The 19,701-nt window shown below is 48.9% G+C and carries 16 protein-coding genes; 7 read left to right on the forward strand and 9 right to left on the reverse strand.

What is annotated here, in order from left to right:
- Window positions 1-40: 40 nt before the first annotated feature.
- Window positions 41-1,297: a mechanosensitive ion channel family protein gene (locus AC5YBX_RS17480; RefSeq protein WP_494524847.1), complete on the reverse strand. Its 1,257-nt coding sequence runs from the start codon at window positions 1,295-1,297 to the stop codon at window positions 41-43.
- Window positions 1,298-1,672: 375 nt separating this feature from the next.
- Between AC5YBX_RS17480 and AC5YBX_RS17485 the strand changes: the two genes are divergently transcribed.
- Complete coding sequence (locus tag AC5YBX_RS17485; protein ID WP_494524162.1) at window positions 1,673-2,353, forward strand: DUF3157 family protein; 681 nt, start codon at window positions 1,673-1,675, stop codon at window positions 2,351-2,353.
- Window positions 2,354-2,456: 103 nt separating this feature from the next.
- Here AC5YBX_RS17485 and AC5YBX_RS17490 read toward each other — a convergent pair whose 3' ends face one another.
- From AC5YBX_RS17490 to hutC, 4 genes are all read right to left on the reverse strand, one after another.
- Window positions 2,457-2,951: a PaaI family thioesterase gene (locus tag AC5YBX_RS17490; protein ID WP_494524163.1), complete on the reverse strand. Its 495-nt coding sequence runs from the start codon at window positions 2,949-2,951 to the stop codon at window positions 2,457-2,459.
- Window positions 2,952-3,176: 225 nt separating this feature from the next.
- Window positions 3,177-4,709: a histidine ammonia-lyase gene (gene hutH, locus AC5YBX_RS17495; RefSeq protein ID WP_494524164.1), complete on the reverse strand. Its 1,533-nt coding sequence runs from the start codon at window positions 4,707-4,709 to the stop codon at window positions 3,177-3,179.
- 24 nt (window positions 4,710-4,733) lie between these two features.
- On the reverse strand, window positions 4,734-6,413 hold the full coding sequence (gene hutU, locus AC5YBX_RS17500; protein ID WP_494524165.1) for a urocanate hydratase: 1,680 nt from the start codon (window positions 6,411-6,413) through the stop codon (window positions 4,734-4,736).
- 89 nt (window positions 6,414-6,502) lie between these two features.
- Window positions 6,503-7,210 (reverse strand): histidine utilization transcriptional repressor HutC, encoded by a 708-nt coding sequence (gene hutC / locus AC5YBX_RS17505; RefSeq protein ID WP_494524166.1) that lies wholly within the window; start codon window positions 7,208-7,210, stop codon window positions 6,503-6,505.
- Between the two features lie 184 nt (window positions 7,211-7,394).
- Between hutC and hutI the strand changes: the two genes are divergently transcribed.
- Entirely contained in the window at window positions 7,395-8,621 is a 1,227-nt protein-coding gene (gene hutI / locus AC5YBX_RS17510) for an imidazolonepropionase (RefSeq protein ID WP_494524167.1), read from the forward strand.
- 479 nt (window positions 8,622-9,100) lie between these two features.
- On the opposite strand, the gene AC5YBX_RS17515 is transcribed toward hutI, so the two are convergent.
- The 3 genes from AC5YBX_RS17515 to AC5YBX_RS17525 form a co-directional block, all read right to left on the reverse strand.
- Window positions 9,101-9,769, reverse strand: coding sequence for a DNA-methyltransferase (locus AC5YBX_RS17515; RefSeq protein WP_494524168.1), 669 nt, complete (start codon window positions 9,767-9,769; stop codon window positions 9,101-9,103).
- Between the two features lie 882 nt (window positions 9,770-10,651).
- Window positions 10,652-10,888, reverse strand: coding sequence for a GDCCVxC domain-containing (seleno)protein (locus AC5YBX_RS17520; RefSeq protein WP_494524169.1), 237 nt, complete (start codon window positions 10,886-10,888; stop codon window positions 10,652-10,654).
- A 123-nt stretch (window positions 10,889-11,011) separates the two neighbouring features.
- The gene (locus tag AC5YBX_RS17525) at window positions 11,012-11,554 is read right to left on the reverse strand and encodes a helix-turn-helix transcriptional regulator (RefSeq protein WP_494524170.1); all 543 of its coding nucleotides are present in this window, start codon (window positions 11,552-11,554) and stop codon (window positions 11,012-11,014) included.
- Between the two features lie 305 nt (window positions 11,555-11,859).
- On the opposite strand from AC5YBX_RS17525, the gene AC5YBX_RS17530 reads away from it, so the two are divergent.
- The 4 genes from AC5YBX_RS17530 to AC5YBX_RS17545 are packed head-to-tail and all read left to right on the forward strand — an operon-like array spanning window position 11,860 to window position 17,480.
- The gene (locus AC5YBX_RS17530) at window positions 11,860-13,095 is read left to right on the forward strand and encodes a metal transporter (RefSeq protein ID WP_494524171.1); all 1,236 of its coding nucleotides are present in this window, start codon (window positions 11,860-11,862) and stop codon (window positions 13,093-13,095) included.
- Window positions 13,092-14,123, forward strand: a complete 1,032-nt coding sequence (locus AC5YBX_RS17535) for an efflux RND transporter periplasmic adaptor subunit (protein ID WP_494524172.1) — start codon at window positions 13,092-13,094, stop codon at window positions 14,121-14,123. The genes AC5YBX_RS17530 and AC5YBX_RS17535 overlap by 4 nt, the downstream gene beginning before the upstream one ends.
- Window position 14,124: 1 nt before the next feature.
- Window positions 14,125-17,178 carry an efflux RND transporter permease subunit gene (locus tag AC5YBX_RS17540; RefSeq protein WP_494524173.1) on the forward strand — a complete coding sequence of 1,018 codons (3,054 nt, stop codon included), beginning with the start codon at window positions 14,125-14,127 and terminating at the stop codon, window positions 17,176-17,178.
- On the forward strand, window positions 17,175-17,480 hold the full coding sequence (locus tag AC5YBX_RS17545; RefSeq protein WP_475515346.1) for a DUF3240 family protein: 306 nt from the start codon (window positions 17,175-17,177) through the stop codon (window positions 17,478-17,480). The genes AC5YBX_RS17540 and AC5YBX_RS17545 overlap by 4 nt, the downstream gene beginning before the upstream one ends.
- Before the next feature lie 99 nt (window positions 17,481-17,579).
- Here the strand turns inward: AC5YBX_RS17545 and AC5YBX_RS17550 are convergent, their stop codons facing one another.
- Complete coding sequence (locus tag AC5YBX_RS17550; RefSeq protein WP_494524174.1) at window positions 17,580-18,527, reverse strand: PDC sensor domain-containing protein; 948 nt, start codon at window positions 18,525-18,527, stop codon at window positions 17,580-17,582.
- A 456-nt stretch (window positions 18,528-18,983) separates the two neighbouring features.
- On the opposite strand from AC5YBX_RS17550, the gene mtnC reads away from it, so the two are divergent.
- Window positions 18,984-19,667: an acireductone synthase gene (gene mtnC / locus AC5YBX_RS17555; protein ID WP_475515347.1), complete on the forward strand. Its 684-nt coding sequence runs from the start codon at window positions 18,984-18,986 to the stop codon at window positions 19,665-19,667.
- Window positions 19,668-19,701 lie beyond the last annotated feature (34 nt).

Raw genomic sequence — 19,701 nt, forward strand, 5'->3', positions numbered from 1 at the left:
AGAGCTAACTTTCAACCGCTCTCAAGCCGTCCCCTTAACGCTAATGCTCGCCCTTAAGGCTGCGAATATCGCCTCCGGTAGGTGATTGGAACGCTCGCAGATTGAATTGCGGTAGTACAGCATAAATATGATCGAATATATCCGCTTGAATATCTTCATAAATAGCCCAGCGGGTATCGTTAGTGAAAATGTACACCTCTATCGGTAACCCCTCAGTTGTCGGCGCCAATTGACGCACTAACAGTGTCATATCTTGATGCACTTTTGGGTGCTTGTGCATATATTCCAGCAGATAAGCCCTAAAGGTCCCCACATTAGTTAGATTACGGCTGTTGACTGGCATATCGCCATCTTCGACTTGGGCATTAAATTCAGTAATTTCAGCCTCCTTGCGAGCCAGATATGCTTTTAGTAAATTAATTTTACCCAAGCGTTGCTTCTGCTCTTCGCTGAGAAAGGCTATCGAGTCGATATCGATATTCACTGCGCGCTTAATCCGCCGTCCACCCGACTCTTGCATGCCGCGCCAGTTTTTAAAGGCATCAGACACCAACGCATAAGCGGGGATCATGGTGAGTGTGTGGTCCCAATTACGCACCTTAACCGTGGTTAATGACACCTCCTCGACCGCGCCATCGGCGCCATATTTGTCCATCTGGATCCAATCACCCGGGCTCACCATACGGTTAGCGGCAAGTTGGATACCCGCAACAAAGCCTAAAATGGTGTCACGGAACACCAACATCACCAAACCGGTGGCCACACCTAAACCGCTGAGAAAATACACCGGAGACTGCTGCGCCAACACCGAGATTGAGATAATGATGGCTACAAAGAACATGAACAGTTTTAACAGCTGCACAAAGCTCTTAATGGGTAAGCGGCGACTGATAAGGTTTACATCGGCAATCTCATTCAGCGCATCCAGCGCACAATATACCCCGCGCACAAATAAAATGACGATAGCCACATCAAGCAGGCGATCGACCAAACTCCCCAGTAGAGGGTGCCCCACCAATGCCAGTGGCAGCAAGATATTTAAAGCCAACGCCGGCACCAGTAACGCAAATTTTTCCAGCACCTGATGGCGCATAAAAATGTCATCCCAGGTCACTTTGGAACGCTGGATCACTAGGTTCATAGCACGCACGACACCACGCTTAACAATAAGATAGCCAATAAGCGCAATCACTAGGCTGACCAGCAACATGATCCCAGTAGAAACGCCATCGGCGGGGGTATCGATACCAAAGTGTGCCAGCCATTGCGACACCTGTGCGCGTAATTCTTGATCCAAAATATTTATCTCCTGAGGCGAAATCACTCGCGCCACTAAACCATCGACATCGCCATCACAGTGGCCAGTCACTTGCCCATATCAACTTACCTACAAACACATGACAAATCGTTATTTTTACAGCTTTTTTAACCAGATTGCTCGACTGTAATATAAAGCCAAACAACAATCCATTTATCAGCCATAAGAATTGATCCCTCTGACCAAAAACTTACTTTCATCGCTTATCAAATCGATGATACTGGTTAATTACGGCGATTATCACCTCGCTTTACCCCAACGAGCGCTCCCACCTTGCGACAAACATCCAATGTGGGCCGATTGGTATATGAATTATCTTTCAGTTTGTCTATGCTAACCAACTTGGCAACCCTAATGAATCGGTTTAACTCCATGTATAAAGCACTACCCTATTATGCCGCCTTGGCCATGATGCTGATATCGCTATCGACGCTGGCTAGGGATGTGGCGCCAGAACCTGTGGCCATTGTCACCCTTGAAAATGGCGCTAGCGTCAAACTCAACGATGACTTTACCTGGGAATATCTGTTTCTAGACAGCCAACCCACAGCACAAGCCGCAAAAGATACGCCTCTAAGCCCCGCATCGAGTGCGCCAGTGGTCATTGCCGCTGCACAAGGGGAAGGTGCTGTCGCCGTTACCACCACCGCCGCCGAGGTTGCCAATAGCTTAAGCCGTCGCGCCATTGAGCAGTCAGAACTGCTTAAGTCTACGGCTAAAAATGGGGTTAAAATTAGCTACCTGAATAGTCAATGGGACAGTAAGGGACGGCTAGGGCTTAGCTTCGAGCTTAGCAGTACCAGCCCAGAAAGTTATGTGATGATCGAGCTAGAAATAGGCTTATTTGCCGACTCTGGACAGCAACTCAAGAAGGAAACAGTTGAAGTGTGGCAGGCCATTTTCAGAATGCCAGAGACCTACCTTCGCCAAGGCCAAACCCGCAAGAGCGACACGTTTTGGATTGAAGGGGTAGACAAAGCCCAGTGGAGCAAACAGTTACTAACACTCAACATTAAAGAGATGGATTCACGCTAAGCCCGGCTTGTTAACGCTCCCATTAACATCACAGGACTCGTTGTTGATAAGAGCAAAGTGGCGCAATCATCCGTGATTGAGCCACTTTGGTTAGCACTTCACATTAAGATGCGGTACTGCCAGCCATTGACTTCATGGTGTCGGGCATCTTAACCGCCACCATATGACCTCTAGCACAAAGGATCCCACCAGCAGACAGTGAAATATCGACCACCACTTTGCGCGGTTTCACCTCTTTAATCTCGCCCACAAGCACGAGTTCTACCCCCATTGGCGTCGGGGATAAGTAATCGATATTCAGCGCTGCAGTGACAAATCTTGGTGGTTCTGCATCCGAATCCCCCGCCTGTTGCATTGCTCGCTGCGCCGCTGCACTGGCACTGCCGGTACCATGGCAATCGATAAGCGAGGCAATAAGCCCGCCGTAGACAAAGTCTGGGATTGCAGTATGAAACGGCTCGGGCATAAAGTGGGCGACGGTCTCCTCCCCACGCCAGTAGCTCTTAAGCTGATGCCCCTGACTATTATTACGCCCACAGCCATAACAGTGACTTAAATCATCAGGATAGACATCCTGAAACGCGACTCCTTGCTGCATCTACACATCCTCTATCAATTATGGCAAGTTACCACGCTATATCGATTCACCCCCTTGAACAATACCAACTTAAGGCTTAATCCTAACTACCTATTGTCACCAGTTTCGATGCTCACAAGTGCAGATGCAGAAAGTGTATGAAGGGGAATTAGCACGCTTCCAGTTAAACACTCGCCAATAAAAAAGGGCCGTTAGGCCCTTTCTGCGACAACTAAAGCGATACCATTAAAAGCTTGGCATAGTGCCCACTGGCAGGTAAGCATTGAAGCTTGCGGTCAATAGCAAGTCTGTCGCCGCTTCGATATCTGGGCCAAAGAAACGGTCTTTATGGTAGTAAGTGACTAACTCACGCAGTTCCTCCTTGGCTTTGGCTACCGCGACACTGGGCTGCAATGGCGCTCTGAAATCAAGTCCCTGCGCCGCAGCGAGTAACTCCACCGCCAGCACACCACGAGTGTTCTCTGACATATCACGCAGACGACGAGCCGCAAACGTGGCCATCGATACATGATCTTCTTGGTTAGCCGACGTCGGTAAGCTGTCAACAGACGCCGGATGCGCGTAAGTCTTGTTCTCTGAAGCCAACGCCGCAGCGGTCACTTGCGCTATCATAAAGCCAGAGTTTACGCCGCCATTCTCGACGAGGAATGGCGGGAGTTTTGACAGGTTTGAGTCGATCAGCAGCGCAATACGGCGCTCGGCAATCGAGCCAAGCTCGGCAAGCGCAATCGCCAAGTTATCGGCAGCCATTGCCACAGGTTCGGCGTGGAAGTTACCGCCAGAGATGATATCGCCAGTATCTTGGAACACTAATGGGTTATCGGTTACCCCGTTGGCCTCAACCGCTAACACCTCTGCCGAATGACGAATTTGGGTCAAACAGGCACCCAGTACCTGCGGCTGACAACGCAGAGAGTAAGGATCTTGCACCTTCTCACAGTTGACGTGATCGAGACTGATCTCCGACTCATCACCTAATAGATGACGGAAAATTGCTGCCGAATCGATCTGGCCTTTTTGGCCACGCGCCGCATGAATACGAGGATCGAACGGACTACGACTGCCCATTGCCGCTTCGACACTCATGGCACCAATCACCGAGCTAGCGGCAAATAGATCTTCTGCGTTAAACAACCCTTCCAGTGCTAATGCGGTCGACGCCTGTGTTCCATTAAGCAGCGCCAAGCCCTCTTTGGCCGCCAACTCAATGGGTTTAAGACCTGCGATTTCAAGACCTTCAACAGCTGAAATCAGCTCACCACGATAACTCATCTTGCCTTCACCAAGCAGCGGCAGACACATGTGTGACAGTGGCGCTAAATCGCCTGATGCCCCCACAGAACCTTTCTCAGGCACACAGGGGTAAACTTCGGCATTGACCAAGGCGATAAGAAAGTTAATCACCTCAAGTCGGATACCCGAAAAACCACGGCTAAGGGAATTAATTTTGAGCACCATCATCAAGCGCACGGTCGCATCGCGCATAGGTTGGCCGGTACCCGCTGCATGAGACAGCACGATAGAACGCTGCAACAACTGCAGATCATCATTACCTATTTTGGTGTTGGCCAGCAGACCAAAACCTGTGTTGATACCATAGACAGTGCGACCTTCATCGACAACTTGCTGTACCAGACTGGCGCTGGTATTGATATCGGCAATGGCACTCGGGCACAGCTCAAGACTCACTTTACTGCGGCTAATTTCGCGCAGTTGTTCTAGGCTAAGGGTGCCCGGTTTTAATACTAAATGATGCATAAATACGCTCTCTTATTATTGTTATTATTTATTTGCTGTCGTGAGCATGGGCAGATCTAAGCCCTGCTCGGCGGCGCATTGCTTAGCAATATCGTAGCCGGCATCGGCATGACGCATCACCCCTGTTGCAGGGTCATTCCACAATACACGGCCTAAACGCACGGCGGCATCCTCGCTACCATCGGCCACAATCACCACACCCGAGTGCTGACTAAAGCCCATGCCGACACCACCACCATGATGCAAGGAGACCCAAGTGGCGCCACTCGCTGTATTGAGCAATGCATTCATCAAGGGCCAATCTGATACCGCATCGCTGCCATCAAGCATAGATTCGGTTTCACGGTTAGGGCTGGCAACAGAGCCTGAATCTAAGTGATCGCGACCAATCACAATTGGCGCCGATAGCTCACCATTTTTAACCATCTCGTTGAACGCTAACGCTAAACGCGCACGGTCTTTTAATCCCACCCAACAGATACGCGCAGGCAAACCTTGAAACGCAATGCGCTCGCGCGCCATATCCAGCCAGTTATGCAGCTGCGGGTTATCAGGAATAAGCTCTTTGACCTTGGCATCGGTTTTATAGATATCTTCTGGATCACCAGACAGTGCCGCCCAACGGAACGGGCCAATACCTTCACAAAACAGCGGACGCACATAGGCAGGCACGAAACCGGGGAAATCGAATGCGTTCGCTACGCCCTCTTCGAACGCCATCTGACGAATATTATTGCCGTAATCGGTCGTCGCAGCACCTGCCGCTTGCAGCGCTAACATGGCCTTAACTTGTACCGCCATCGATTGCTTAGCCGCCTTAACTACCGCAGCTTCATCTTTTTGACGCATCTTAGCAGCCTGTTCTAGAGTCCAGCCTTGGGGTAGATAGCCATTGAGCGGATCATGGGCAGAGGTTTGATCCGTCACCACATCAGGGGTAATGCCGCGCTCGACCAACTCGGCAAACACATCGGCAGCATTAGCAAGTAAGCCGACTGATACGGGAGTGCCCGCGTTGTTCGCTGCATCGATCATAGCTAACGCTTCATCTAGGTTAGTGGCCTTTTTATCGACGTAGCGGGTACGTAGGCGGAAATCGATACGCGTCTCATCAACCTCACAAGCCAGCACCGAATAGCCCGCCATGGTGCCAGCTAAAGGTTGGGCTCCGCCCATGCCGCCAAGGCCGCCAGTTAAGATCCATTTACCCTTAGCGTCACCGCCAAAGTGCTGCTTAGCCATAGCAACGAAGGTTTCATAGGTGCCCTGCACTATGCCTTGGGAGCCTATATAGATCCAAGACCCCGCGGTCATCTGGCCGTACATAGCCAAACCTTTTTTATCTAGCTCGTTAAAGTGTTCCCAGTTAGCCCAATGCGGTACTAGATTTGAGTTGGCGATGATCACGCGAGGCGCGTTGCTGTGGGTCTTAAATACGCCCACTGGCTTACCAGACTGCACCAACAAGGTTTCATCATCTTCTAGCCTCTGCAGTACTTCGATGATCTTGTCATAACACTCCCAGTCACGCGCCGCTCGGCCAATGCCACCATAGACCACGAGGTCTTCTGGACGTTCGGCCACATCGGGATGCAGGTTGTTCATCAACATGCGCATCGGCGCTTCGGTAAGCCAACTCTTACAGCTTAATGTTGTGCCGTGGGGCGCGATAATGCGACGGCTTGGGTCGTGTCTATTGGTCATGGGTTTTCCTCAATTTGTGTTATCTCATCGCTTAACGCGATTGTTATATTTAATATTTTTGGTATTACGCTCATTTCATCAGGCAGGCGTTAACGGTTAAAGGTCAAATGACCACCTAAACGGAAACGACTACCGGGGTGGATAAGCCGCGCAAAACTCACCACACCTTGGCGTGACCAGGTGCGACGTAAGATCTGCAAGCAGGGCTCACTGCCTTCAATCTGCAATTGTTGTTGCTGTGACGGATTGGCAAGGATCGCCTCGATGGTGTGACGTGCCTCGGTCAAGGGCGCCACAAATGACAGGTACTCATGAGGCGTTTGCAAAGTGTAATCTTGCTCAAGGTAATCAGGCGCCAGTTGCGGATTAACATAGCGCTCCTCAATTTGCAGCGGCAGCGCCTGCTCGCAGTGCACTAACAGTGAGTAAAACACAGGGCTACCCTCTTCGAGCCCCAAGGCTATCGCTGTCTGCGCTTGCGCCTGAATCTGTTTTAGTTCAAGTTGCTGCACGCTATAGCCATGACCGCGGTCTTTGATCTCATCGGCTATATTGCGAATCGCCAGCATCGACGACTGCGACTTTAGCCCAGCCACAAAAGTGCCTAGCCCTTGAGAGCGCTCGAGCACGCCCGATTCAGTGAGCTCTGTTAACGCCCGTCTGGCCGTCATGCGACTACACTCAAACAGCTCGGCTAACTGATTTTCAGACGGCACGCGGCTATGTTGTTGCCACTCACCGGTTTCAACCTTGGTCAGAATGAATTGTTTAATCTCAGCAAACTTAGGCGTAGCCATCTAAGCTCCTTAAGCTTATGGTGATGACCCCATCATCTTGATGCAGACTGTGATAGGGCAATATCACTTTAAAAGTGATTAAATTAACCGCTATAATCCTAGCTTGTATATACAAGCAAGCACAAGCTAGCTCACACAAATTAATGATCGCGACATGTTTAGGTCGCACCTTGAGGGAAATATTATGTCTTGGGATCAGGTTTGGATTGACGTCAACATTGCGACAATGGATCCAGATATTTCAGTGCCTTACGGTGCAATCACCGATGCGGCTCTGGCAGTAAAAGAGGGCAAAATTGCTTGGGTTGGCCCACGCAGTGAATTGCCACAATTTGACGTATTGTCAACCCCAGTTTACAGAGGTAAAGGTGGCTGGCTGACCCCGGGCATTATCGATGCCCACACTCATTTAGTGTTCGCAGGTAATCGTGCCAATGAGTTTGAACTGCGCCTGCAAGGCGCCAGCTACGAAGAGATTGCGCGGGCGGGCGGCGGTATCATCTCGACAGTCAAAGCCTGCCGTGACGCCTCAGAAGCCGAGTTATTTGACCTTGCAAGGCAACGTCTCAATGCCCTAGCTAAAGAGGGAGTGACCACGGTCGAGATAAAATCAGGCTATGGGCTGGATACCGACACCGAACTCAAACTGCTGCGCGTTGCCCGTGAGCTTGGCAAGCATCATCATGTGGATGTAAAAACCACGTTTTTAGGCGCCCATGCGATCCCGCCAGAGTATAAAAATGATAGCGACGCTTATGTGGATCTCGTTATCGACGAGATGCTACCCGCGGTGATAGCTGAAAACCTTGCCGATGCCGTCGATGTGTTTTGCGAAAATATCGCCTTTAACCTAGCGCAAACGGAGCGCGTACTCAGCGCCGCCAAAGCGGCGGGGCTGGATATCAAGCTTCATGCCGAGCAGTTATCTAATTTAGGCGGCTCGGCTATGGCCGCCAAGCTGGGCGCTAAATCGGTGGATCATATCGAATACCTAGACGAAGCGGGCGTAAAGGCCCTCAGTGAAAGCGGTACCTGTGCCACCCTGCTGCCAGGCGCATACTACTTCCTGCGTGAAACCCAGATGCCTCCTATCGACTTGTTGCGCCAATATCAAGTGCCTATGGTGCTCGCCAGCGATTACAACCCCGGCTCATCACCGCTGTGTTCGAGCCTATTGATGCTCAACATGGGTTGCACCCTGTTCCGCTTAACGCCAGAAGAAGCCTTAGCCGGCATGACACGCAACGCCGCCAAGGCGCTGGGTATTGAAGCGAGTGTCGGCGTATTGCGCGCTGGCATGCAAGCCGACTTCTGTCACTGGGATATCACCACCCCAGCCGCACTGGCCTATAGCTATGGGGTTAATGTGTGTAAGGATGTGGTGAAAAAAGGCCGATTAGTGCATCAATAGCCTTGGCTTAGCCTAAGCGATGAGGCTGATGCATCGTTTAGGTTGATTTAGCCGAAAGTAATTCGATACTCGTTTTAGGGTTAGATAACCATGGCCTATTAGTTATCTTAATTGCCTGCCGCAGGTGCAGTATAGGGACATACCAATGTCGTGATCACATGGATGTGAAAGAACGACCTCATGTGCAGATACCGCCTCGACACGGTGGGTGAAGCGCTGCTTCTAGCTCACGAACGAGAGGCATGGATGCCGAACTGGCAGTTAAACAGGGACGTTGTTCAAGACCATCCCTGGGTGCTCTTCCATGGCATCTGATGTGAATGGATTCACAAATGCAGCGATGACCTAGATGTCAAAGAGCGGCCATGCCACCGAAGGCCAAAAGCGTGCTTACACTTAGTCATCAATCTCTTCGATTGGACTCTTTGTTCAGCACACAGCTATTTCGTATACTTAACACCACTTGAATGACTTAATGATTAACTCAACTCATCAATTTTGACTCTTTGGCGAATATGAGTATGTGCTGCCTCTGAAATATCGCACCCTATCGACTTCCGCCCCAAATTTTTTGCAGCGATTAAAGCAGAACCAGAACCAAAAAATGGGTCGGCGATTAACTCATTGGGGAGAGAACTTTGCTTTATCAAAATTTCTATCAGCTCGACAGGCTTTTCAGTCGGGTAGCCCCGATGCACTCTTTTACATTCCAAAACATCGGATATGCCGAGATCGTTTAACTTACGCTTACCCTTCTCAAAAAAAAGAATAAACTCATATTTAGCTCGATAGTGATAGCCCATACCAATCGCGAGCTTATTCCAAACTATTGGTTTCCAGAATTTAAAACCAACTTTCTCAGCTATTGGCTTCACATAAAACATAGTTTCTTGATCGCAAAACAGATAAAAATGAGCGTTTTTCTTTAATACACGATAAATTTCAGTGAACAGCTCCTCAAAGCGTTGATTAGGAAAAATATCAAACCATTGGTTACTCGAACCATTACTGACTTTTAAACGAGTCGTGGTCCCTATTTTCCTATGTTTTTCAAGAGACTCATATGGTGGGTCAGTCACAATAAGATCAACGCTCGCATCGGCGAGCGTTGATAACCAACTTATAGCGTCATCACGAAATAACTGCATTAATACCTGCTAAAAAGTACTACAAGAACGTCCATGCGAGTGTACTGTTGAAACAATGCCTTTGTCTAACCCCCGACAATCAATGCAATAACTTTGATGTCCATCAGGATTTCTTGCCGTTACACGAGCAGGAGTTTTGCCAAATTGAGCAGGATATGGATGAAACACATGCTCCTCCCATTGGCAGCCGAACAGTGCGGGCATGACTTAAATTTTTGACCAGTGTTGAAATCAATTTTAGTCAACATGCCACTATTTAACTTAGATCCACAGCAAGCACATCCCATATAAAACTCCTTTTTATATTGAACTTTTAAATTATTAAATCAACGTGATACAGCGAATCGCATAACGATAAGAAAAACGCAGATTGCATGTATCTATACATAAACCTGTTCACTATTTAGGCTGGCAGTAAGATTGAGACCAAAAAAGAATCAATGGAAATGATTTCTAACGTCGACACTGATTTTTATGAAATTTCTGCTAGTGCTTTTTAACAAACCAACTTTCTCGACCTCAACGCCCCTTGATCTCACGAAACAGAATATAGAATAAAATAAGATAAATTAGTCGGTTATCTATAAACACAAAGGCTCATAACCAATATATCTAGCTTCGCCGATACATTGACATGCACTGATACCCACAATATTTATTTGGCGGCATTAACCCAAAAAGGTTAATCGAAGAGACGTTGGACATACCTGCACATAAGCCCGCTACAGGCGATTAACCTCGATGAAGGAAAGACCCGCATACATCTAAGCCAATATTATTGCAGTCAGGTATGTCTAAAAGTGTTGAGAGTCAGCCCACTCCTTCGCGGCCTATTACCTCACAGCAATCAGACCGCAACTAACAACTGAACAACTGAGTCTGTTAGCCTTTTCCCTGACAACAGCCGCTACCTTGCTGAATCGGCGGACACTTCACTGTGCCGTAAGAGCAGAACACGCAGCAATCACCCGCAAGCGGCTTAAGCAGTTGGTGACAAGCGGTGCACTCATAGAAAAACTGACAGGCATCGGTTGGCATGATTTCTTGTGCATGCTTACCACAGTAAGGGCAGGTTATTTCAGAAACTAACGCTATTGGGCTTGGTATCGGGTTCATCATGCCTCCACTTTTTATAGCGCACATATAGCTCACATCGGTGTCGATAAGGTAAAACCCTATTCGAGTAAACTAAATGGCTTAGTTAAGGTGATTCGAGCTGTGCTGGGTAGGTTTGCCTACCGACTAAGCAGCCTCATTTGCCGCAGCGCTCGAGGCTAACTCATCATTACGATCTTGAATAAAATCTTCCATAAACCAAGCACAGAAGGTGTGGCGACCATCGACATCGGCCTTGCTGTAAATAGAGGAAGCCTGCTGGCGTACGGTTTTCTCTTTGGTTTGCCGCACCTCGGCAATCTCTTTAAAACTTAAGCCTTTTAACAAGAGAAAAGCAACCTGTTGCTCGCTCTTAGTGAACCCCCAGGTCGTAAACTGACTAGAGACTGCCTGGCTATATTCTTGCCGAGCGGAGCGCATCTGGCTGGTCATGTTATCTATCTGCTTATCGGCTTTGGCTAGCCGCTGGGCTAAGGTTTTCACCTGCCGCGAACGGCGCATCAAGTCATGACTTAAATAAACGGTCGCGATGACAGTAAGCAACACTAAAATCCCCTCTTGAGCTATATGCCAAGCAGGGATATCAAGCTGAACGTCGGCGACAATATCAAGCAATTTAAACAGCATGATCAGCACCAACAACACAATAATGACGACATCCTTTTTCATGGGAACTTCTACTCCATCAGCAAGATCAATGACACCTAATAAGTTGATTTGATATCACATCTATTTAGGCTCTATTTCGCTACGAGCTATACAACTTTCAACCTACCAGCAGCATAATGAGGCCTATGATGATAACCAAGCGCCTTATCGATGCAATTTGGGCACCACAAGGAAAAACAAATAAAATCATAAAATTAACTTATGGGGCATATGTACCATAAGCGTTTTTATGATACATCTCCCCCAAGACATCAGTGTACCAAGCCTTAGACTAACAGCACACTTTAAAAGCAAAGAAATCGCGTATGTCTGTTGTAAAGTCTTGTATCAAGATATGTCTGTTAAGCGTGTTAAGTTGCACGAGTATTCTCGGCCATACGGCCACAGGCGACACCCCACCCGAGCGCCCATTGTCCCCTCTGCTCCAGTTAAGCCAAACCAGATTACAAGCGTCACAGCTCAATAGCACAACGCTTAATGATGAGCGCGCACTTGAATTAAGCGCATCTTCTTGGCTAAGCGGCCTACCTAGCATCAGCTTGAGCCATTTGGGCAGCCTAGATAATGGTAACAGTTACGAGCAAGAAGTGTCGCTCAACTTACCCCTTAAATCACCGGGGCAACACGGAAGTGATAAACGCTTAACGCAGCTGAGCCAAGCGATTCAGAGCCAGCAATCAGCCTTACAAAGTTTGTACCTATCGGGATTACTCAGGCAAAGCCTGTGGGCGCATCGCATTGCCTCTGTAAAGCTTAAGCAGTTAGCGCGAAAAACAAACTTACTGCAAAAGTTACACGCCCAGCAAAAACGGCTTACCGATGTGGGCGAGTTACCGCTGGCGAATCTGCTACTGCTTGAGCGCGAGCTGGTTGATATTGAGCTTGAGCAAATTGATATTCAGCAGCAACAAGATGAAGCCCATGCCCTCTATCGCCAACTGACAGGACAAGATGAGGTTCCCACCCAGATAGCCGAAAGCCAGCGCCCACTAGCCAATGGCAATTCAGATTTAGCCCAGCATCCTCTATGGCAACTGCAAACGTTACAACAGCAGCAACAGCTGTTGATCATCAAAAGCCAGCAAGCGGGTGAACAAGACCCTTGGACTGTGTCGCTTACGGCAAAAAACACGTCTGACGCTCAAGTCGATGACCAGCAATTGGGGTTAGGTATTACAGTGCCACTGGGCTTTAGTTCGGCGCTGTCACAAGGTGAGCTATCACAATGGCAGCAAGCACACACAGAGCAAAATCTGGCTCGCGATCGCACCTACCTAGAGTTAACGACCCAAATCGACAAGCTCACCCAGCAGCAAGGTAATTTACACCAGCAACACGCCCTTTTAAGCCGTGGCTTGTCATTAAGCCGCACCATTACCGAAGAGCTCGCCAAAGTAAAAGACCAAGATCAGGTGAGCTACGAGATCTGGCTTCGCCGTTATGTGGACGCTCTCGATACTGAGTCACGCTTAACGCTCAACCAAGTGATGCAACAACAACTTCATTCTCAGCAACTGCAAGCCTTAGGAATTTCATTATGATCGCCAAGTATGGCGCAAGCCTGTTATGTTTATCTGCCTGCCTATCCACCAGCTTGGTACAAGCCGAATCGTTAGCCCTAGCGGCTTTAGGCAACTTAGAACTGAGCTATACCCAACCGCAAAAGGTCGCGAGCTATGAAGGTAGCCCGCTACCGGCACAAGTTGACCGTTTACCGGGTAACGATTACTGGGTGAGCACCCCTGAAAATATCCAACAGGTCACTTTCTTGGTCGGTCAGGGACAGATTGTCACCAAAGGACAAGAGATTGTCAGGTTAACAGGGCCAGAAGTGTTTCATTATCTTGCACAATTTGAGGCCACCAGCAGTCTGTATCAGTTGGCTAAGCAGCGCTATGACCGTAATAAGCCGCTATTAAAAAATGGCAGTATCAGCGCCGAAAAGTGGCGTGAGATCAGCCAAGATTACTTTAGCAGCCACCTCGAATTTGAGCATATGCAACACTTTATGGAGATGGTGCACAGTAAAGATGCCACTACCGAGTCGTTAGTGATCAGCGCCCCCGTGGCCGGTATCGTTAAACTAAACACACTCAACAGTCCCTATATGGCTGACTCACAGCTGTTTTCACTGGTGCCAGCAGACAGCATTCGTGTACAAGTTAATGTACCGATGAGCCAGTCGACGTCACTCTCGGCCATCAATATTAACCAGTGCCATATCGCCATCGATTCGATGTCAGCCATCGCCGACGGTGCATTTGTGGGCGCATGGTCAATGTCGGTACCAACAGAGTGTAACCTGCTGTTAGGCCAACAAATCACTGTGATACCCGAGTATCAAAAAGCGGTATATTTACTGCCGAAAAACAGCGTATTTAGCTGGCAGCAAGAGACCCAAGTGTTTACTCAAACCGCAGAGACACTCACGGCCATCAATATCGATATATTAGGCTCAACCCCACAGCAATACATAGTCGCCAGCGACCAAGACTTGAGCCAAATCCAAGTGTTATCTCAGTCGGTTGCCGCAGTAAAAGGCATAATGCTCGGCCTAGGAGGCGAATAATATGCTGACCTCTGTGATCCGTTTTTCGCTGACTCAGCGCCTGTTTGTGCTGATTGTGGCGCTGATCTTAATGTTAGCCGGTGCTCGCGCCTGGTTTGCCATTCCGCTCGATGCTTTTCCCGATATCTCGCCGACCCAGGTCAAAATAATCCTCAAAGCGCCAGGCATGACGCCTGAGGAGATAGAAGCCCAGATCACCGTGCCCATTGAAACCGAGTTATTGGGTATTCCTAATCAGGCGATCTTACGTTCGACCACCAAATATGCCATCAGCGATATCACCCTAGATTTCACCGAAGGTACCGATATCTACTGGGCACGCCAACAGGTGAGCGAGCGCCTTGCCGCGGTATGGGACAGCTTTCCCGAAGGCGTCTCTGGCGGCGTAGCGCCTATGAGCACCCCGCTGAGCGAGATTTTTATGTTCTCGCTAGAAAATCCGAATCTGTCGCTGATGGAACGCCGACAACTGCTTGAGTGGGAAGTGCGTCCGCTACTGCGCACTGTGGCAGGCGTGGCCGATGTGAATATTCTGGGCGGATATGCTAAAAGCTTTAGCGTCAACCCCAATCCTGTGGCGATGGCAGCAGCAGGAGTCAGCTTTGCCGCCCTGCAGCAGGCGATTATCGATAACAACCATAATGAAGGTGCGGGTAAGCTTACCATAGGCACAGACACCATTATTGTGCGTGCCGAAGGGCGTATCGACGATATCGACGAACTGGCACAACTGGTGATTAAGGCCGACGATGCCAAGGTTTATCGCCTACAGGATTTAGCCGATATTCAGATAGGTCACCTTGCCCGCTATGGCGCAGTGACCAAAGATGGTGAAGAAACGGCAGAAGCGCTGATCATCGCGCTAAAAGACACTAACACCGCCGACGTGGTCAACAATATCAAAGCTAAGCTGGAGCAAATCAGTGCCAGTTTGCCCGAAGGGAGCGAGATCAACACCTTCTATGATCGCGCCAACCTGATCAACACCGCTATCGATACCATTTCTAACGCACTGTTCGAGGCGGTCATTTTAGTGATTGTGTTGCTGGCGCTATTTTTAGGTAATGTGCGCGCCGCGCTTGTCGTGTCGCTATCTTTGCCACTTGCGGCTTTAATGACCTTCTTGATGATGGACTTTTTCAACCTATCAGCCAACCTAATGAGCTTAGGCGGCTTAGTGATCGCCATCGGTATGTTAGTCGACTCCTCTGTGGTGGTGGTCGAAAACATGGTCAACCTTATCGCCACCAAACAGCGTTTACCTCGGCTGCACCTCATCTTTCGTGCCACCAAAGATGTGGCGATCCCAGTGGTGTCAGGAACGGTTATCGTGATGATCGTCTTCTCGCCGCTGCTCACTCTTACGGGGCTTGAAGGTAAACTCTTCACTCCAGTGGCTGTCACAATAGTGTTTGCCATGCTCTCGGCGCTGGTCTTGTCGCTCACAGTGATCCCGGTTATCGCCTCTTACTTAGTTAACGAAAAAGCGGCGCAGGAGCCCAAGGCGATCGAAAAGCTAAAAGCGGCTTATCTTGCCAGCCTTAAGAGCACGATTGTCTACCAAAAGCCCTTTATGATTGTCGCTTTTAGCTTACTCATCATCAGCCTAGGTCTGTTTAGTCTGGTGGGTAAAACCTTTATGCCAACCTTAGATGAGGGTGACATCATCTTACAGTTAGAAAAATCACCGTCGATTTCGCTCGAGGCCTCTATCAATATCGATAAACAGATAGAGCACACCCTGCTAGCCAAGGTGCCCGAGATCAAGCAGATGGTGGCCCGTACTGGTGCCGATGAGATAGGCTTGGACCCTATGGGGCTTAACGAGACCGATGTGTTTTTAGAGCTAGCGCCGCGCAGCGAGTGGCGCTTTGACACCAAAGAGCAACTTATTGATGCTATTCGCAGCGAACTACTCAATTACCCAGGGGTAAACTTTAACTTTACCCAGCCCATTCAGATGCGGGTATCTGAAATGCTGACCGGCAGCATTGGCGATGTGGCAATTAAGGTCTTTGGCAGTGATATCGACACACTTGGCCAGCTAACCGGTCAAATTGAGCAGTTAGTCAGCGCCACCAACGGCAGCATAGATGTCAAAATGTCGATGATTGAGGGCAGCCCCTTTATTAACCTTACCCTAGACAACGAATTGGCTCGTGGGTTTGGCATGAGCACCATGGAGTTTGCGCGCTACCTTAAGAGCCAGCTCGAGGGCGTTATCGTGACCGAAGTGCTGCAAGGTAAAAAACGCACTCCAGTGTTGATGGCCAATAATCAAAGCAGTTTAAGCAGCATTAATGAGTTGCAAAATCAGCTATTGGTGATGCCAGATCATTCGCTTAGACGCCTGACCGATGTGGCGACACTAAGTTACAAAGAGGGGCCCATTTTAATTGAACGCGAGCAAGGCGATCGCTTTTCGGTGATCACCACCAATGTACAAGGTCGCGATATTGTCAGCTTTGTCGAAGAACTGGACGCTAAAATCGCCGAACAAGTTAAACTTCCCAGCGGCTACAGCGTCAACTTTGGTGGTGAGTTTGAAAACCAGCAACGTGCCACCAACAACTTATTACTGGTGATCCCCATTGCAATCGCCTTGATCACCTTAATTTTATTTACCACCTTTGGCTCATTGGCAAAATCGGGCTTGATCCTCGCTAACGTGCCGTTTGCCATGATGGGCGGTATTGTCAGCCTGTATCTGTCGGGTGAATACCTGTCGGTACCCGCCTCGGTTGGCTTTATCGCGCTGCTGGGGGTGGCGGTGCTCAACGGGGTCGTGATGGTCAGTTATTATGAGCAAACCAAACACCAATTTAGCAGTCTGTTAGTGCGAGTAGAGCAAGGCGCAGCGCGGCGCTTACGCCCGATCTTGATGACGGCAACGACCGCTATGTTTGGCTTAATGCCATTAGTGTTTGCCTCTGGGCCCGGCGCTGAAATTCAAAAACCCTTAGCCATAGTGGTGATTGGTGGCTTGCTCACCTCGACGATCACCACCTTATACCTATTACCAATCCTCTATTACTGGCTGGAGAAACGTCAATGAGCCCGAAGCAGATGTTAGTGCTGATCGCCCAAAACGAGATAAAAGACGATATCGTTGATACCTTGATTGAACTCGATTTTTTATCCGGTTTTAGTTTGGGCAATATCTGCGGTTTTAGTCGCGAACACAGCCACTTTAATATTAAGGAGCAGGTGGAAGGCTATCGGGAGTTTTGTAAGTTTGAAATTATGCATCCCTGCGAGCAACAAGAAGCGCTATTGGCGGCTATTACCTTGGTATGCAAACACAATCCATGCCGCTACTGGATAATGCCCATAACGCACACGGGCACCCTGTGCTAAACCAAGCTCGCCGCCCACGTCAGCTTAACAAAGCCTGCGTGGGCGGCGAATCCCCAACTCACTAAACACTATGTGTTGCCAGCTTAGCGTTAACAACGCTTAAGGCTTAGCGCTACCTTGCTTGAGCAATAGCTCGGCCTTAGCCCCTAGGTACACATAAATCCCCAACCCCACCAGCAAACCAACCACAGCAAACATCATCCAGATAGCGGGTTGAACATATTTCATCTCACCCAACGATGCCTTAAACATGGTCAGCAAGGCCTCGATAGAAATAGCAATTAAGATGGTGGAGATAAAACGGGTGATGGTGCGCCGCGTCGAGCTATGACGGAAGATATCTTTGTGCATCAACACCTCCTCTTCCAATATAGTTTTGCCCAAATCAAATACCGCCAGCGCCAAGGTGATAAAGATAATAATGCCAAAGGGTTTAATTGAGCCACTGGGCACTCGCCCGTCAGCTAACAGCGAGGCAATGTCCACCGCAGCCATACTGATCAGCACCATCACCATAATAAACAGTCCCAGCACCAGGGCGCAGTAGACACTTTTAAATAAAGGAGTGGCCTTACGACGAGCGCTATCGCCCATCATAAATTCGATCAATTGAGTCAGATTCACATCGACCACGATATAACCTTGCTCGCCGTTATCCCCAATTCGGTAGGAAGCCGACAAACATAATTTACCACTGGCATTCGACAAGTAGGGATGGGTGATATTCAGCGTCTGTAGTGGTTGCGCCTTTGAAAAATAAGGCCGATGGCTGCGGTTTAAGTTACGCCCCACAGGAATAGCCTGCACGACTCGATTAACAATGGCGACGTTATCACTGATCTGCACTCCATCGGCATCTAAGATATACAGCAACTCGATGAAGGGGTAGCTGTTGGCCATTTCGGCCATAGCCCGCACCCGCATCCCAGGGTCCGACAGCATCACAGGATCGCTAATCCCCACTAAAATCGACTCCAGCAGCTCTTTCACCAACTGCTGATGTTCATGGTATCGCTCTATTACACTCAAATAGCTCATGGCTGCCATAGGTTGCTCCAATAATGACCACAAGCAAGGCCTTTGCAACTATGACGCCAATGACAAAGCGTCGACCATAACCATATGCGATCGTCAGCGCCCCCCCCCAACAGGGGCGCTAGGCAGAGGGCCGCCAATCATCAGACCCAACCAATAAGGCAGCTAATCGCGCCGATACTACTCCTCGAAACGCACCGACTGAGCTCGTGCGCACCAAAATAGAGCATGGTTAATAGATGCAGCCTCGCTGACCACTAAGAGAAAAATGAGCAATTAACGCCGAGCACAGTTCAAAGGTTTGGTCGCTGCGAACTAAGTGGGTCAATGACTTACACTGCAAGCTGATTTTACCTCTTGGACTCGCAGCGCTGGCCAAATAAGCTAGCCAAATTGGGGAAATCAGCTTAGGATCGGGGTAGCTATTGAGGCGATTAATTTTAATGCAATGTGGAGTAAGCCAACATTATGGGTATTAGAGCCATAGTTGTAGATACCGCGGGTACAACAACCGATCTTAACTTTATTAAAGACATCCTTTTCTCTTATTCTGCGAAGGCGCTTCCCGATTTTATTAAAGAAAATCAAAACAATGTGTTAGTTGATAACTGCATTAGCGATGTAAAAGATATCGCCTTAGAACCAGAAGCATCTCTGGATCGTGTCGTCGAAATTTTACAGCAATGGATAGATGAAGACCGTAAAGCAACGCCACTAAAAACCCTGCAAGGCTTAATCTGGAAACAGGGTTACGATAAAGGCGAGTTTAAGGGCCATATATTCCCTGACTTTATCGACGCCATTAAGCAATTTAAAGCCGAAAACCTGCGCGTTTACAGCTTCTCCTCTGCCTCGGTAGATGCACAGAAATTGCTTTTTAGTCATAGTGATGGCGGCGATCTGACCGAATATTTCAATGGCCATTTCGACACTCGTACAGGCCATAAGCTCTTTAAGCAGGCCTATAGCAATATCATCAACACCATCAGCTTAAAACCCAAGCAAGTGCTGTTTATCTCTGACTTGTTAGAGGAGTTAAAAGCCGCCGAACAAGCGGGGCTTCGCACGGTACAGATGGTACGCGACACCACCCAGCGCACTGGTGAGTACCCACAAATCACCAGCTTTGCCGAGCTAAAACTGCAAGACTAAACAGTGATTTTACCCAGCAAAAGGCATCGTTAAC

It is taken from the genome of Shewanella sp. 492, assembly GCF_059338445.1.

Excerpts from the sequence above, each read along its gene's own strand:
- hutI (WP_494524167.1), top strand. The coding sequence starts at position 7,395 with ATGTCTTGGGATCAGGTTTGGATTGACGTCAACATTGCGACAATGGAT.
- AC5YBX_RS17515 (WP_494524168.1), bottom strand. The coding sequence starts at position 9,769 with ATGCAGTTATTTCGTGATGACGCTATAAGTTGGTTATCAACGCTCGCC.
- mtnC (WP_475515347.1), top strand. The coding sequence starts at position 18,984 with ATGGGTATTAGAGCCATAGTTGTAGATACCGCGGGTACAACAACCGAT.
- AC5YBX_RS17540 (WP_494524173.1), top strand. The coding sequence starts at position 14,125 with ATGCTGACCTCTGTGATCCGTTTTTCGCTGACTCAGCGCCTGTTTGTG.
- hutU (WP_494524165.1), bottom strand. The coding sequence starts at position 6,413 with ATGACCAATAGACACGACCCAAGCCGTCGCATTATCGCGCCCCACGGC.
- AC5YBX_RS17520 (WP_494524169.1), bottom strand. The coding sequence starts at position 10,888 with ATGATGAACCCGATACCAAGCCCAATAGCGTTAGTTTCTGAAATAACC.
- AC5YBX_RS17525 (WP_494524170.1), bottom strand. The coding sequence starts at position 11,554 with ATGAAAAAGGATGTCGTCATTATTGTGTTGTTGGTGCTGATCATGCTG.
- hutH (WP_494524164.1), bottom strand. The coding sequence starts at position 4,709 with ATGCATCATTTAGTATTAAAACCGGGCACCCTTAGCCTAGAACAACTG.
- AC5YBX_RS17530 (WP_494524171.1), top strand. The coding sequence starts at position 11,860 with ATGTCTGTTGTAAAGTCTTGTATCAAGATATGTCTGTTAAGCGTGTTA.
- AC5YBX_RS17550 (WP_494524174.1), bottom strand. The coding sequence starts at position 18,527 with ATGGCAGCCATGAGCTATTTGAGTGTAATAGAGCGATACCATGAACAT.
- AC5YBX_RS17490 (WP_494524163.1), bottom strand. The coding sequence starts at position 2,951 with ATGCAGCAAGGAGTCGCGTTTCAGGATGTCTATCCTGATGATTTAAGT.
- hutC (WP_494524166.1), bottom strand. The coding sequence starts at position 7,210 with ATGGCTACGCCTAAGTTTGCTGAGATTAAACAATTCATTCTGACCAAG.
- AC5YBX_RS17485 (WP_494524162.1), top strand. The coding sequence starts at position 1,673 with ATGAATCGGTTTAACTCCATGTATAAAGCACTACCCTATTATGCCGCC.
- AC5YBX_RS17535 (WP_494524172.1), top strand. The coding sequence starts at position 13,092 with ATGATCGCCAAGTATGGCGCAAGCCTGTTATGTTTATCTGCCTGCCTA.
- AC5YBX_RS17545 (WP_475515346.1), top strand. The coding sequence starts at position 17,175 with ATGAGCCCGAAGCAGATGTTAGTGCTGATCGCCCAAAACGAGATAAAA.